Below are 13,339 nucleotides of genomic sequence, written 5' to 3'. Positions count from 1 at the left end.
AGGGCTACCGGGCCCGGCCCAGCCGGCGCTCCAGGTGCTCGCGGCGGTTGCGGCTCACCCGCAGCCGCTGCCCCGAGCCCAGCACCACCACCGTCTCCATGGGCGAGGCATGGTGCAGCTCGCGGATGCGCTCCACGTTGACGATGGCCGAGCGGTGGATGCGCACGAAGCGCTCCGCGTCCAGCCGCGCCTCCAATGCCGACAGGCTCTCCCGCAGCACGTGATCCTGACTGCCCACGTGCAGGGTGACGCAGTAGTCGTCGGCTTCAATCCAGTCGATGTCCGCCACGGCCACCAGCACGGAGCGGGTGCCCACCTTCACCAGCAGTCGCCCCGGGGACTCCGCCGGACGCTCGGGCTTCGGCTCCGGGAGCTCGAGTGCCGGTGCGCGGGGACCGGGGGAGTCCGCGAGCAGGCCCGCGAGCCTGCGCCCCAGCTCCACCGCCTCGTCCTGGCGCAGCCGCTGCCTGGCGCGGTGGAGGGCCTCATCGAAGCGCTCGTCCGCGAAGGGCTTCACCAGGTAGTCCACCGCATGCACGTCGAAGGCGCGCACGGCGAAGGCGTCATACGCGGTGATGAAGATGACCGCGGGCATGTGGTCCACGCCCACCTCGCGGATGACGCCGAAGCCGTCCAGCTCCGGCATCTGCACGTCGAGCAACACCAGGTGGGGCCGCAGCTCGCGGATGGCGGCCACGGCCTCGCGCCCGTCCCGACACTCCCCGCACACCTCCACCTCCGGGTGCCGGGCCAGCGCATGCCGCAGTCCCCGGCGGGCCAGCGGCTCGTCATCCACCAGCAGGGCGCGCAGCTCAGCCATGCGCGCGCTCCGCTCCAGCGGGGGTGGACGCGCCCAGGGGTAGCAGCACGGTGGCCACGGTGCCGGTGCCTCCAGGAGGGCTCACCACGCGGAGGCTCCCCGCGTCACCATAGAGCTGGGCCAGCCGGGCGCGCGTGTTGGACAGGCCGATGCCAGGGCTGCGCTCCAGCTCGAAGCCCGCCGGCAGCCCCGGGCCGTCATCCACCACCTCCAACGACAGTACGTCTCCCTGCCTCCGCGCGCGGATGCGCAGCACGCCCGCAGCCGAGCGCATGGACACCCCATGGCGGATGGCGTTCTCCACCAGCGGCTGGAGCACCAGGTGCGGCACGCGCGCGTCCAGCACGCCGTCGTCCACGTCCCAGTCCACGCGCAGCCGGTCCTCGAAGCGGAGCTGCTGGATTTCGAGGTAGCGCGACAGCACGGCCACCTCGTCGCGCAGGGGCACTTCCTGCGTGGCCCCCTGCTGGAGCAACTGGCGGAGGATGTCGCTGAGCAGCACCAGCATGCGGGCAGCGGTGTCCGTCTCCCGCTCACGCACCAGCACGACGATGGCGTTGAGGGTGTTGAAGAGGAAGTGAGGGTGGAGTTGCGTCTGCAGCGCCTGGAGGCGGGCCTCGGCGAGCTGCACGGAGAGCGCCGCGGCCTGACGCTCGTTCTCCCGGGCGCGCCGCTGCGAGTCCACCGCCTGCGACACGCCCAGCACCGCCGCGTACGTCATCGCCGTCATCGGCAGCCAGCCCAGCCAGAAGCGCAGCCCCAGCATCCACCAGGGTGTGGGGGTGCTCATGGGAGGCATGAAGGCCAGGTGGGCCAGCGTGTACACCCCTCCGAAGAGAGCGCCCACGCCAAGGCACGCGGCCAGGTGGACACCTACCGCGCGGGCCGAGGGCGGGAGCCCCAGGCGCAGGCGGCGGGACAGGTGGACGACGAGGGGCGTGGTGGGGACCCACACGTACCAGGCGGGCACCTGCGAGGCGAACGCCCGCCACAGCGGCAGTGACTGGGGGCCCGAGCGGCTGAAGAAGTACGTCTCCAGTGCGGCGAGCGTCGCGGGTGCGGTCCAGAGCGCGACCTGCCACGCCCACCGACGCCAGGGGACTGGCGGTGCATTCTCCGTTGGGGACACGATGCCCCAAAGTCTACCCCAGGGCCGCGTCGGCGTACCGGAGGTGCCGACGAGCGCGAGACCGGAGCGCCACGTTCAAGCGATGCTCCACGCCATGGGCCTTCACACCACCAACTGGTGATTGGCGGGCTGCTCGCGGCGGGGCTCGCGCTGCTGCTGGTCTCTTGCGGTAGCACTCGCCATTCCGCGCCTCCACGCGCCGAAGAGCTCACCGGCTACGTGCTCGTCATCGAAGAGGCACCGGATGGTCAGGTCCACCACTCCTGGCAACTCGCCACCGGGTTCGACCTGTCCCGGTATGACCTCCGAGCCCGCGTCGGCGGTACAACTGGAAGCATCCTGCTCGCGTCATCCCGCCCGAGAGACTGTGACCAGGAGCATATCGACTGCTTCCGGGACTGCATGAAGCGCAGGCTTCCGGCCAAATGGAATCACCTCAAGCGCGAAGACGGCAGCAAGAGCCGATACTGTTCGACAGAGTGCCTGAGGCAGTATCAGGACTGCCTCAAGCTGCAGCAATCACACGCCCTGCAATTCACCAGCACGAACGAGGCGGTCGACTGGCTGAAACGCCACCGCACGGAGCTCCTCGTTGGCGGCATCGTCGTCATCGCGGGTGCTGCTTTCGTGATTCTCTCGGCTGGCGCGGGACTGGTGGTCCTGGCACCCGTCGTGCTCGTGGCCGGTTGAACCAGGATGCCTACTTCGCGGCGCAATGGAGTGCCCCCATGACCCCCGAGTTCATCCAGCGCACCCTGACCGTGCTCCGTGAGTTGGAGCGACAACCATCCACCTCGGAGCAATTCGACGCGCTCCAAGCCTCTCGGACCCTCCTGCACTTCATCCTTGGAAGAGGCGACTCAGGGGAATTCACGAAGTTCGTCGAAAACTTCGGCACCGCGCCCCTGACACCCCTCTTCTCCTTCTCCACGAGAGAGGAAGCGGATGACTGGCTGCGGAATCACCCTGCCCCGCCTCACGGCGCCATCATCCGGGCAGCCAATGACTTCTACTCCGTCGCCGATGTACGAGAACTCAACCACCGGAAGTTGCTCCGCCTCCCCCCGCCGGAAGAATACGGCGCTCTGGATGCGGCCGAGGACGAGGACGAGCCCGTCCCACCAAAGCCGCGCCCCGGCGAGCGGTTCAGCTTCTTCGAGCTCTACAGCAGGACCTGCCACCACCTCCACGAGCTGGAAAAGCGAACGTCCTCGCCCGAGCAGCTCGAAGCCCTCAGGACCGCCAAGATCTCTTTTGATTTCGTGATTCACATAGGGGAGGAGCGTGGCTTCGAGGACTACGTGGAGAGCATCCGCTCCGCCAGGACCGCCCCTCCGCTCAGAGCCTTCGCGAGCCAGGAGGATGCTGGCGCATGGCTGATGACCCAACCAGAGCCTCCGCCTCCAGCGGTGGTCGCCATCGGAAACGAGCTCTATGCGGTGGGCTACAATCGCCGCCGAGGGCAGCGCGTGCTGACCCGCATCCCCACGCAACAGGAACTGGCCGCCGGAACGCCCTGACCTGAGCTCCTCACGGGTGGGCCGCGAACCACTCGAACAGTGTGGAGGTCGGCCCGCCCAGCGCGGCCAGCGTCTGTTCGAGCGCGTCCTGGTTGGCCCAGACGATGTCGCCGTCACCATGCTGCTCCAGCAGGCCGGTGATGAAGTGACACCAGCGGCCTCCGTCCCGCGCGGCGGCGAAGCCGTAGGAGCGACAGGCCAGCGGCCGGTGCGCATAGACGCGGCAGGCGCCCGACTCCCGGTCCAGCAGCGGGCAGGTGTACGGCCGCGTGGCCCCGGTGCGCTCCAGCTCCGCCACGCGGGCGCGGACCTCCTCGCGCTCTTCCGTGGACAGCCGCTGGAAGCCCTCCCACAGGTAGCGCCACTCCAGCTCCGTCAGTGGCAACGGGGCGGACAGGTGGCGGCAGCAGTGGTCACACCCCCTACGGCAGGGCCACCACGCGTGCGCGCCGGTGATGTCCGCGGCCCGCTCGCCTACGCGCTTGTACAGCGACTCCAGCGCCTCCCGCTGCGCATCTGGAATGGGTTCCATGGGCCACCTACGTCGGCAGCTTGATACCCGACAGGCGCTGGAACAACTCCACTGCGAAGCCGTCTGTCATCCCGGAGATGTAGTCCGTGACGCACAGCAGGCGCTGGTACTTCGACAACCGCTCAATCGCCGCGTCGCGCTCGGGCGGTTTCTTGGCGTCGTCCTCGGCGTGCTCCGGCCGCTGGAAGGACTCCATGGGCAGCAGCTGACGCAGCTTGCGCTGCTCGCGGTTGGGCTGGTCCGTCACCACCGCCAGCGCGAACATGTCCAGCAGGCCACCCAGCGTCTTGAAGCCCGCGCTCTCAATCTGGAGCACCCGCTCGCTCTCGTAGCCCTGGCGCCGGGTGATGCGCTTGATTTCGTCGAGCTGCCCGCGCACGTCCGGATGCGCCGACACCAGCGGCGTCTCCCACTCGCCCTGCTCCATCTCCTCCGCGTGCTCCAGGAACACCTTCACGCACGCCGGAATCAGCATGCCGATGGCCCGGGCCCGCGCCTGCGCCATGCGCGTCTCCAGGTGCGGGGGCGGAGGCCGCGTCGGCCTGCCCGGCGAGGGCAGCGACGGCAGCACCTGCTCCAGTAGCTCGCACGCCTCCTTCATCGGAACCAGCCCCAGCTTCGCCGAGTCCTCCAAGTCGATGACCGCGTAGCAGATGTCGTCCGCCGCCTCGACGAGGAAGGCCAGCGGGTGGCGGGAGAACACGCCGGGCTCACGCTCCCGCAGGCCCAGCTTCTGGTACGCCTCCACGGCCAGCTTCTGGTCGTCCTGGAAGTAACCGAACTTCTTCTCCGACACGCGCCCCTTCACCGGCAGCCGCCCGCCAGGGAGCACCGAGGGACGCGGGTACTTGCTCATCGCGCCCAGGGTCGCCGCTGTGTAGCGCAGCCCACCCCACCGCTCCCGCGACTGGAGCCGGGTGAGGATGCGCAGCCCCTGCGCGTTGCCCTCGAAGCTCTGCAGGTCCTTCCACTCCGCCGGCCCCTGAAAGGGGCTCATACCCTCCTCCGCCGGTGGCGCCAGCTGCTGCTCCACCCAGTGCTGGATGGCCGCCTCGCCGGAGTGGCCAAAGGGCGGGTTGCCGATGTCGTGCGCCAGGCACGCCGCCGCGACGATGGTGCCCAGGTGAGAGGGGTCCACCTCCACGCCCTGCTCGCGCGACAGGTGGCGCCCGGCAAGATGGCCCAGGGAGCGCCCCACGCACGAGGCCTCGATGCTGTGGGTCAGCCGCGTACGCGTGTAGTCGCTCGTGGACAGCGGGAACACCTGCGTCTTGTCGTGCAGACAGCGGAACTCGCTGGAGAAGACGATGCGGTCGTAGTCCTTGTCGTAGTCACTGCGCTCGTCCGGAAGGATGCGCTCGTCCGGAGGGGGCGCGGCCTTCTCCGGTGTCCCCTCCTTCGGCGCGGGGGTGCCCACCCGGTGGGGCGAGAGAAGTTCCTTCCATCTGTCCGTTCGACTGCTGCTGCCCACGGCTGCCTCGCTGTGCGGAAGGACCTGCCGGCCCATGCTGCTCCGGCCCCCGGCCGAGGCAAGTTTTCCCGGGCGCCCACCCCATGCGCGCCGCCTGGCGGGCAGACAGTCGGGCCCCCTGCCACCTGCTCCGGGGACTTCTCCGCGCTGGACGTGGCGGGCCCGCGTGGGCAGCCTTGCGCGCCGTTCCACCCTTCACCCTCGAAATCCAGGAGTTCTCCTCATGAAGCTCAAGGCGCTGTGTCTCGCCGTGTCGCTGCTGGCCCTCCCTGGAGTGGCCTCCGCGCAGGGCGCGCTGGACGTCATCAAGAAGACCGCGGGCGACGCCGGCAAGGGTGCCGTCGAGAAGCGAGTCAACACGAAGCTGATGGACGAGGGCCGCAAGAACCAGTGCAGCTTCAAGACGGGCACCGCCGAGTTGGACGCCGGCTGCGACGCCAAGCTGAAGAAGCTGGCCTCCGCCCTCATCGACGCCAAGAAGCAGCTCGATGGCGCCGGTGCGAAGAGCTACAAGTTCGAGGTCTCCGGCCACACCGACTCGTCCGGCGACGCGGCGAAGAACAAGAAGCTCAGCGAGCAGCGCGCGGAGACCATCGTCAAGGAGCTGGTGTCGCGCGGCGTGCCCCGCAACGAAATCGTCGCCGTGGGCCTCGGCTCCGAGAAGCCCCTCGTCAAGCCGGACGACACCGCGGCCAAGAAGGCGAAGAACCGCCGCTACGAGCTGCAGGTCCGCCTGTAGCCGTCAGGCTCCGGCGGCCATGGAGCCCGCGGTCCTCTTCGCGGGCTCCACCACGGCCTCGGTGTCCCCGCGCGGCAGCTCCTTCGCGGCGGGGATGAAGGTCATGGCCCGCTCGGCCAGCGCCGTAATCGTCAGCGATGGATTGACGCCCGGGTTGGCGGAGATGGCCGAGCCGTCCACCACGTAGAGCCCGTCGTAGCCGTAGACGCGATGGCGGGGGTCGATGACCCCCGTCTCCGCCGAGTCCCCCATGCAGCAGCCGCCCAGGATGTGCGCGGTGGTGGGGATGCCCAGCAGCGTCTCGCTCACCATCGTCATGGGGTAGCCGTCCACCTTGTCGGATACGCGCTTCGCCAGGTCGAACGCCTCCGGCATGTTGGAGGTGGGAGCGGGCCCCGACTGCAGGCCCGTCGTCAGGCCCCTGCGCAGCGCCGTCGTCAGGCCGCGCCCGCGCCGCATGCGCAGGTGCCCCTCCAGCGTGCGCATATAAAGGAGGATGAGGGTCCGCCGGGCGAAGTCCGGGACGAACCACGCCTTGAGGAAGCGCACCGGGTGGCGCGCGAGGACGCTGAACAGCCCCGCCAGCCGCGCGAACATCGTGGCCCCGGGCACCTGCGGCGCCATCAGCAGCCGGAAGAACCCCGAGCCCTCCGAGTAGCGCACCGGCTCCAGGTGGGAGCGCTCGTCGGTGTGGAGGATGGAGCCGATGGCGATGCCCTTGGACAGGTCCTGGTCCTCGCGCCCGCTGACGATGCCGATGAGCGCCTCGGAGTTGGTGCGCACGCCGTCTCCCAGCCGGTCCGACAGGCGAGGCAGCCCGTCCTGGCGCTCCTTCAGCCGCGTCAGCAGGTCCACCGTGCCCAGCACGCCGCCGGCGAAGACGACGTTGCGCGCGGTGAAGCGCACCTTCTCGCGGAAGAAGTGCCGGGCCCCCCGCAGTGCCTCCACCTCGTAGCCACCCTCCGGCAGCGGGCGCACCCACGTGACTTCCGTGTCCGCATGCAGCGTGAGGCCGCGCCGCTCCGCCAGGTACAGGTAGTTCTTGTCGAGCGTGTTCTTGGAGTCATGCCGGCAGCCAAGCATGCAGCCGCCGCACGAGATGCAGCCGGTGCGCTCGGGGCCCTCGCCGTTGAAGTACGGGTCCTTCACCGTGACGCCGGGCTCGCCGAAGTAGACGGCCACGGTGGTGGGCTGGAAGTCGGTGCGGCCGAGGTCCTCCCCCACTTCCTTCAGCACCTTGTCCGGGAAGGTGGTCAGCGGGTTGACGGTGGCCCCGAGCATCCGCCGCGCGGTGACGTAGTGGGGCGCCAGCTCCTCCTTCCACCCCGCGAGGTGCCCCCACGAGGAGGCCTGGAAGAAGTCGTCCTTCGGAATGGGCAGCGTGTTGGCGTAGACGAGCGAGCCGCCGCCCACCCCCACGCCGGACATCACCGTGACGTGGCGGAAGAACGTCATCTTGAACAGGCCGCGCCAGCCGAGCTGGGGCATCCACAGCCAGCGCTTCAAATCCCAGTTCGTCTTCGGGAAGTCCGGGCCGCGCAGACGCCGGCCCTTCTCCAGCATCACCACGCGGTAGCCCTTCTCGGTCAGCCGCAGCGCGCTGACGCTGCCTCCAAACCCCGAGCCGATGATGAGCCAGTCGCAGTCCATGACGTCCGCCTCCCAGTCCCATAACGAGGCCACTCCCGCGCACGTCACGCCAGGCGGCCCCTCGGGCGTGCCCACTCTATGCCAGACCCGGGGCATCCCCGGACGCGGAACCCGGGGCGCCCGCCTGCTCGCGGGACTGGCGCACGGCCAGCGCGGCCGGACGCGCTCCGGGTCGCACTGCCGGAGTGCGCGGGTGGAGTCGGCGGCCCCGACCCCGGCTCCGAGCGCGGCGCGGCACGGCAGCCGAGACGCGGGGCCTCAGCGTGGCTCGGTGGGCCCCAGCAGGCGGGCCACGGCCTGGAGCACCGAGGCCGCCGTGGCCGGATGCTTCACGTAGGCGGCGGGGTTGAGGTTCGTCAGCCGGCCCACCAGCGAGTCCGGGCCGCTCACGTTCACCATGACGATGCGCGCGCCGGGACGGCCGGCGGCCCGCAGCACGTCGAGGGCCGTGCCCGTGTCGACGACGATGATGGACGCGGGCTTGTCCGTCTCCGCGACGATGCGCAGCCCCTGCTGGGTGAACAGCTCCGTGACGAGCGCCGTCAGCCGCGCGTCCAGCAGCCGCACCAGGACGATGGGCCGCGTGTCCACCTCCTGCGCCTGCGCGGCCTGGGGCGCCGGTCCCTTGCCCAGCTCGCGCACGTCCGTCTTCAGCAGCTCGATGACGTCTGTCTTCAGCACGCTCCGCACGCGGTTGAGCAGCGACGCGTCCGCCGCGAGGAACGTCTTCAGCCGGCGCTCCCCCTCGGGAGGAAGCTGGGTGAAGGCCACGCCCATGCCGTCCTCGCGAGACCAGGCCACCTGCCCGTGCGCCAGCAGCGGCTGGGGCGCGTCCGGCAGGGTGATGCGCAGCTCCAGCGTGCTCCCTACCGGCAGCGCCCGCGAGGTCCGGATGGCGAGGCCACCCGCGCCGATGTTCTTGCTGTAGGCGCGCACCACGTCCTCATGCGTGGCGAAGGACAGCTCCAGCACCACGTCCGCGCGCGCGGGCCGGACGGGCAGCCCGCTCCCGGCCGGAGGCAGCGCCCCCAGCTCCAGCAGGACGTCCCGCAGCAGCTCGAGTCGCTGCTCCTCGTCGGCACTCAAGGACCTCGACTTCTGCTGCGCCACAAGCGCGTTGTACTCGTCCAGCGCGCTCCCACCCTGTCTCGCCATGGCATCCCCCCGGAGGAGAGACGACTTTACCGCCCCGGGCTGCGCGCTGAAGCCAGACACGCGTGGCGAAGCTCCCCAGGTCGCCGACCACCCAGGTCGTTTGTCTGTTCGGTTCTGAACGCTCCAATTATTCCCAAATATCCACGGAATTCGCGAGAAGCAGGATGCGCGTCCGGCTGGGGGCAACGGGTGAACCGAAGCCCCCGGCCGGCAGCGCACCCCCGTCGTCCCCCGCGGAGCAACGATGCGCCTGAAGAGCCTGATTCCAGTGGCCATGATGCTGAGCACCACGCCTGCCCTTGCCGAGAAGGGCAAGCCGGAGGCTCCCGACCGGGAGGTCTGGGTCACCATGGGCGCCGATGCCGTCGCGCCGATGCGAGAGTCCTTCAAGAGCGCGGGCTGGGAGGAGCCCACCGCCGTCGTCGCGAAGGAGCAGGCGGCGATGTTCCGCCTCCGCGAGTCGCAGCTGTCGCGGCTGGCGACGCTCATGCACGAGAAGTTCAACCGGTGCGCGGGCTTCATCACCTCCGAGACGCGCGAGGAGGCCCTGGCCACGCTCGAGCCCGCTCTGGCGGTGGCTCCGCAGAACCTGGTCACCTACACGCTGAACAACGCCACCACCGTCAACACGCTGATGGGGGCGATGACGGAGGCCAACGTCCGCGGCACCATCACCATGCTGTCCGGCTATTCGACGCGCTACTACACGTCCCAGGGCGGCGTGGACGCGGCCAACTCGCTGCTCGCGAAGTGGAAGGGCTACGTCCCCGCCGCGCGCACCGACGTCAAGGTGGAGCTGTTCCGGCACACGGCCTGGGCCCAGCCGTCCGTCATCCTCACCATCACCGGCACCACCCTGGCGAGCGAGGTGGTGGTGGTAGGCGGGCACCTGGACTCCATCAACAGCTCGGGAGGCAACGCGCCGGGCGCGGACGATGACGCCTCGGGCGTGGCGTCCTTCACCGAGGTCATCCGGGTGGCCATGGCGCGCAACTACCGGCCGCAGCGCACCGTGAAGTTCATGGCCTACGCCGCGGAGGAGGTCGGGCTGCGCGGCTCCAAGGAGATTGCCGCGTACCACAAGAACAACGCCATCAACGTGGTGGGCGTGCTGCAGCTCGACATGACGAACTACAAGGGCAGCACGACGGCGGATGTCGCCCTCATCACCGACAACACCAACGCCGCGCAGAACACGTTCCTCCGGAACCTCATCACCACGTACGTGAAGATTCCGCAGACGAACTCCACGTGCGGCTACGGCTGCTCGGACCACGCGTCGTGGAACGCCCAGGGCTTCGCCGCGTCCATTCCCTTCGAGGCGACGCTGAGCACGAGCAACCCGTACATCCACACGGCGAACGACACGCTGGCGCGCTCGGCGAACAACGCCAACCACGCGCTCAAGTTCTCCAAGATTGCCGCCGCGTACGTGGCCGAGCTGGCCAAGGGCACCGCGCAGTAGTCACGCCGTCCCGCCAGCGCGCGTCCTCCGCGCGCTGGCGTCTTTCGGGGCCGCAGCGCTTCGCGCGGGCCTCAGCCGCTCGCGGCGCTCACGCTTCCGCTTCGGGTTTCCCGGTGGCGAGCGCGGGCCCCCCAGTCCCAGCGGAGTGCCGGACTTCGGGTCCGGCATCTCGGGCATCATCCAAATCATCCAGAGCACGTCGAGCATGGGGTGCGCCTCTTGGAGCGTGGGGAACTGCGTCAGGGAAGACGAATAACCGCGACCGGAATTACGCGGCATGCGTCAAATCGACGCGTGGCGGGGTGAGCGGCCCGGCCTCAGAAGCCCCGGAACAGGGGCCGGCCGTGGGACAGCGCGGGCCAGGGAATCCCGAGCGCGACGAGGAGCAGGGCGATGAGGAGCCCCACCGCCCACACCCGATGCCTCGCGGTGGGTGCTTCGGCCCGGCGGCTGAGCGCGGACGCCACGTGCGCGGCGGTGAGCGCCAGGAGCATCAACAGCGGGTGCTCCAGGCTGAAGAACCGGAGGAAGGAGACGGACATGCTCATCCGGAGCGCGTCCATGGACCTGGGCGAGAGCGGGCTGAGGCCGAAGTAGAGCGTCAGCCCGAGCAGCAATTGGAGGTCGAAGGCGGAGACGAAGAGGAGCTGGAGTCGCCGGTCGGAGCGCGTCCAGTCCCGGCCACGCAGCCAGCCGGAGAGGGAACCTCCGAGCGCCAGCACGCCAAACACCACGACGCCCCAGCGCACCCACGAGTGGAGGAAGAGAACCAGCGAGTACAGCATGTCGTTCACCTGTCGGCCCGTATGGGCATGGCGGTGCCGCGACACCCTAACGGCCCCCGCGAAGCGCCTCGTGCGTCTTGATGACGCACCACGCGCCGACGCGCGGGCTCACTTCGGAACGGGGTGCTTGGCCAGCTTGCGCTGCAGGCTGCGGCGCTGGATGCGGAGCAGCCTCGCGGCCTGGGAGATGTTGCCTCCGCAGTCCGCGAGCACGCGCTGGATGTGCTCCCACTCCGCGCGCGCGAGCGAGGGCACCTGGTGTCCCCGGGCCGCCTCCTCGCCCTCGGGCAGCGTGGCTCCGGCGAAGGCCAGCAGGATGTCGTCCACGTCCGCGGGCTTCGTGAGGTAGTGCGTGGCGCCCCGCCGCACGGCCTCCACCGCCGTGGCGATACTCCCGTACCCCGTGAGCACCACCAGCGTGCTGCGCGCGTCCAGCGCCCTCAGCTCGCGCACCACCTCCAGCCCGGAGCCGTCCGGCAGGCGCAGGTCGATGACCGCGTAGCCCGGACGCAGCTCGCGGGCCCGCTCGAGCGCCTCCTGCGCGCTGGCCGCACCGTGCGCCGCGAAGCCGTGCCGCCCGAAGGCCCGTACCAGCCGCTCGCGGTAGGGCTCGTCATCGTCGACGACGAGCACCGAGGGAGGCGCCTCACCCGGCTGCATGGAAGACCTCCGTCCGGCAGGGCAGCTCCAGCGTCACGCGCGTCCCCTGCCCCTCCTCGGAGGCCAGCTCCAGGCGCCCCCCGCACAGCTCGGCATAGGTCTGGCTGAGGAACAACCCCAGCCCCATGCCCTGCCCGGGAGGCTTGGTGGTGAAGAAGGGCTCCCCCAGCCGCGACAGCAGCGCGCGGGGGACGCCGGTGCCACGGTCCTCCACCGTGAAGTGCACGCGGTCCGCGTCTCCACGCGCCGTGACGGTGACGGTGCCCTGCGTGGCCTCGCTGGCCTGCAGCCCGTTGCGCGCGAGGTTCGCCAGCACCTGCACCAGCCCTCGCGCGGGGCACCAGAGCGGCAGGTCCGGCCCCGCGTCGAAGTGGAGCCGCGCCAGCTCCGCGGCCCCGAGCTGCTCACGCAGGCGCGAGAGGACGGCGCCCGTCGTGGTCCGCTCCGGGAATTCTCCGAGCGACCGACCCGCGCGCGCGCTCATGCGCTCCAGGATGTCCCGGCACCGCTCCACCTCGTCGCGGATGAGGCGCGCGTCCTCCAGTGCCTCCTGGGGCTCCTCCTGGATGAGCGTCTCCAGCTCGTTGGCGGCGATGGCGATGGTGCCCAGCGGCGTGCCCAGCTCGTGCGCCGCGCCCGCGGCCAGGGTGCTCAGCGACGCGAGCTTCTCCGCGCGCGCCGCGAACTGCTGGGAGCGCACCACCGCCTCCTGTCGGTCCTTCAGCGCCGCCGACACCCGGGCGACGACGAAGGCGATGACCAGGGCCGTGAGCACGAAGGCGATCCACGTGCCGAGCAGGTGGAGCGAGTCCAGCCCCCTGGCTCCCTGGACGTGCGTGGCCTCCGGCAGGGGGACGTGGAAGGCGAAGAGGCTCGCATGGCCCAGCACGGCCAGCAGCGCGATGAGCCCCGTCCAGCGCGGGCCCAGCACCAGCGCGGCGAGCGTCACGTGGACGAGGTACAGCATGCCGAACGGGTTGGACGGCCCGCCGGAGAGCGCCAGCAGCCCCGTCAGCAGGAGCAGGTCGAGCGCCAGCACGCCGCCCAGCACCTCCGGGCGCACCGTGGGGGCGCGGCGGAGCCAGAGCACGAGGAGGAGGTTGGACACCGCCGTCGTCGCCACCAGCGCCAGCAGCGGCACCACGGGCAATTCCAGGCCGAGCCCCCGCGTGGCGACGGCCACCGTCAGCGCCTGCCCGGCGGCCGCGTGCCAGCGCAGCCGCACCAGCCAGCCCAGGGCGATGGCGCTGGACGAGAGCCGCGCCACCACCTCCCGCGCCGTGCGGTGGAAGGCACTGCGCGACGGCTCCTGCTTCAGCACCGGAGCGCCTTGCAGGACCGCCCGGGCGTCGGTCGGCATGCTGGACACCCCTCCTTCATAACCCGGCCTGCTTCGCGGGCCGAGTGCGTCAA

General features: G+C 70.3%; 14 protein-coding genes. 4 read left to right on the top strand and 10 right to left on the bottom strand.

From position 1 onward, the window contains the following. Nucleotides 1-4: 4 nt before the first annotated feature. Nucleotides 5-820: a LytR/AlgR family response regulator transcription factor gene (locus G4D85_RS17280; protein ID WP_164013262.1), complete on the bottom strand. Its 816-nt coding sequence runs from the start codon at nt 818-820 to the stop codon at nt 5-7. Beyond that, nucleotides 813-1,949, bottom strand: coding sequence for a sensor histidine kinase (locus tag G4D85_RS17275; RefSeq protein WP_164013261.1), 1,137 nt, complete (start codon nt 1,947-1,949; stop codon nt 813-815). The genes G4D85_RS17280 and G4D85_RS17275 overlap by 8 nt, the downstream gene beginning before the upstream one ends. 117 nt (nt 1,950-2,066) lie before the next feature. On the opposite strand from G4D85_RS17275, the gene G4D85_RS17270 reads away from it, so the two are divergent. Together G4D85_RS17270 and G4D85_RS17265 are read left to right on the top strand one after the other, a co-directional pair. After that, the gene (locus G4D85_RS17270; protein ID WP_164012805.1) at nt 2,067-2,639 is read left to right on the top strand and encodes a hypothetical protein; all 573 of its coding nucleotides are present in this window, start codon (nt 2,067-2,069) and stop codon (nt 2,637-2,639) included. 38 nt (nt 2,640-2,677) lie between these two features. Further along, a complete protein-coding gene (locus G4D85_RS17265; RefSeq protein ID WP_164013260.1) occupies nt 2,678-3,469 on the top strand; it encodes a hypothetical protein in 792 nt (263 codons plus the stop codon). 10 nt (nt 3,470-3,479) lie between these two features. Here G4D85_RS17265 and G4D85_RS17260 read toward each other — a convergent pair whose 3' ends face one another. Together G4D85_RS17260 and dgt are read right to left on the bottom strand one after the other, a co-directional pair. Beyond that, entirely contained in the window at nt 3,480-4,001 is a 522-nt protein-coding gene (locus tag G4D85_RS17260) for a YkgJ family cysteine cluster protein (protein WP_164013259.1), read from the bottom strand. A gap of 7 nt (nt 4,002-4,008) precedes the next feature. Beyond that, on the bottom strand, nt 4,009-5,508 hold the full coding sequence (gene dgt / locus G4D85_RS17255) for a dGTP triphosphohydrolase (RefSeq protein WP_164013258.1): 1,500 nt from the start codon (nt 5,506-5,508) through the stop codon (nt 4,009-4,011). 187 nt (nt 5,509-5,695) lie between these two features. Here dgt and G4D85_RS17250 point away from each other — a divergent pair, with 187 nt between their 5' ends. After that, nucleotides 5,696-6,211, top strand: coding sequence for an OmpA family protein (locus G4D85_RS17250; protein ID WP_164013257.1), 516 nt, complete (start codon nt 5,696-5,698; stop codon nt 6,209-6,211). 3 nt (nt 6,212-6,214) lie between these two features. Here the strand turns inward: G4D85_RS17250 and G4D85_RS17245 are convergent, their stop codons facing one another. Both G4D85_RS17245 and G4D85_RS17240 read right to left on the bottom strand, forming a co-directional pair. Continuing rightward, nucleotides 6,215-7,861, bottom strand: a complete 1,647-nt coding sequence (locus tag G4D85_RS17245; RefSeq protein ID WP_164013256.1) for a GMC oxidoreductase — start codon at nt 7,859-7,861, stop codon at nt 6,215-6,217. A 258-nt stretch (nt 7,862-8,119) separates the two neighbouring features. Then, the gene (locus G4D85_RS17240; RefSeq protein ID WP_164013254.1) at nt 8,120-9,016 is read right to left on the bottom strand and encodes a PilZ domain-containing protein; all 897 of its coding nucleotides are present in this window, start codon (nt 9,014-9,016) and stop codon (nt 8,120-8,122) included. Nucleotides 9,017-9,260: 244 nt separating this feature from the next. On the opposite strand from G4D85_RS17240, the gene G4D85_RS17235 reads away from it, so the two are divergent. After that, nucleotides 9,261-10,481 carry a M20/M25/M40 family metallo-hydrolase gene (locus G4D85_RS17235; protein WP_205525579.1) on the top strand — a complete coding sequence of 407 codons (1,221 nt, stop codon included), beginning with the start codon at nt 9,261-9,263 and terminating at the stop codon, nt 10,479-10,481. Here G4D85_RS17235 and G4D85_RS17230 read toward each other — a convergent pair whose 3' ends face one another. The 4 genes from G4D85_RS17230 to G4D85_RS17215 form a co-directional block, all read right to left on the bottom strand. Beyond that, nucleotides 10,482-10,688, bottom strand: coding sequence for a hypothetical protein (locus tag G4D85_RS17230; RefSeq protein WP_205525578.1), 207 nt, complete (start codon nt 10,686-10,688; stop codon nt 10,482-10,484). Between the two features lie 110 nt (nt 10,689-10,798). Next, nucleotides 10,799-11,266 (bottom strand): hypothetical protein, encoded by a 468-nt coding sequence (locus G4D85_RS17225; RefSeq protein ID WP_164013250.1) that lies wholly within the window; start codon nt 11,264-11,266, stop codon nt 10,799-10,801. Between the two features lie 108 nt (nt 11,267-11,374). Further along, on the bottom strand, nt 11,375-11,926 hold the full coding sequence (locus G4D85_RS17220; protein ID WP_164013248.1) for a response regulator transcription factor: 552 nt from the start codon (nt 11,924-11,926) through the stop codon (nt 11,375-11,377). Further along, entirely contained in the window at nt 11,913-13,286 is a 1,374-nt protein-coding gene (locus G4D85_RS17215; protein WP_164013246.1) for an ATP-binding protein, read from the bottom strand. The genes G4D85_RS17220 and G4D85_RS17215 overlap by 14 nt, the downstream gene beginning before the upstream one ends. Between the last annotated feature and the right edge of the window lie 53 nt (nt 13,287-13,339).

The sequence above is a fragment of the Pyxidicoccus trucidator genome (assembly GCF_010894435.1).
Classification (GTDB): Bacteria; Myxococcota; Myxococcia; order Myxococcales; family Myxococcaceae; genus Myxococcus; species Myxococcus trucidator.
This window is presented reverse-complemented; position numbering and strand designations above follow the sequence as displayed.

Excerpts from the sequence above, each read along its gene's own strand:
- G4D85_RS17225 (WP_164013250.1), bottom strand. The coding sequence starts at position 11,266 with ATGCTGTACTCGCTGGTTCTCTTCCTCCACTCGTGGGTGCGCTGGGGC.
- G4D85_RS17250 (WP_164013257.1), top strand. The coding sequence starts at position 5,696 with ATGAAGCTCAAGGCGCTGTGTCTCGCCGTGTCGCTGCTGGCCCTCCCT.
- G4D85_RS17230 (WP_205525578.1), bottom strand. The coding sequence starts at position 10,688 with ATGCTCGACGTGCTCTGGATGATTTGGATGATGCCCGAGATGCCGGAC.
- G4D85_RS17220 (WP_164013248.1), bottom strand. The coding sequence starts at position 11,926 with ATGCAGCCGGGTGAGGCGCCTCCCTCGGTGCTCGTCGTCGACGATGAC.
- G4D85_RS17245 (WP_164013256.1), bottom strand. The coding sequence starts at position 7,861 with ATGGACTGCGACTGGCTCATCATCGGCTCGGGGTTTGGAGGCAGCGTC.
- G4D85_RS17265 (WP_164013260.1), top strand. The coding sequence starts at position 2,678 with ATGACCCCCGAGTTCATCCAGCGCACCCTGACCGTGCTCCGTGAGTTG.
- dgt (WP_164013258.1), bottom strand. The coding sequence starts at position 5,508 with ATGGGCCGGCAGGTCCTTCCGCACAGCGAGGCAGCCGTGGGCAGCAGC.
- G4D85_RS17280 (WP_164013262.1), bottom strand. The coding sequence starts at position 820 with ATGGCTGAGCTGCGCGCCCTGCTGGTGGATGACGAGCCGCTGGCCCGC.
- G4D85_RS17240 (WP_164013254.1), bottom strand. The coding sequence starts at position 9,016 with ATGGCGAGACAGGGTGGGAGCGCGCTGGACGAGTACAACGCGCTTGTG.
- G4D85_RS17235 (WP_205525579.1), top strand. The coding sequence starts at position 9,261 with ATGCGCCTGAAGAGCCTGATTCCAGTGGCCATGATGCTGAGCACCACG.
- G4D85_RS17215 (WP_164013246.1), bottom strand. The coding sequence starts at position 13,286 with ATGCCGACCGACGCCCGGGCGGTCCTGCAAGGCGCTCCGGTGCTGAAG.
- G4D85_RS17260 (WP_164013259.1), bottom strand. The coding sequence starts at position 4,001 with ATGGAACCCATTCCAGATGCGCAGCGGGAGGCGCTGGAGTCGCTGTAC.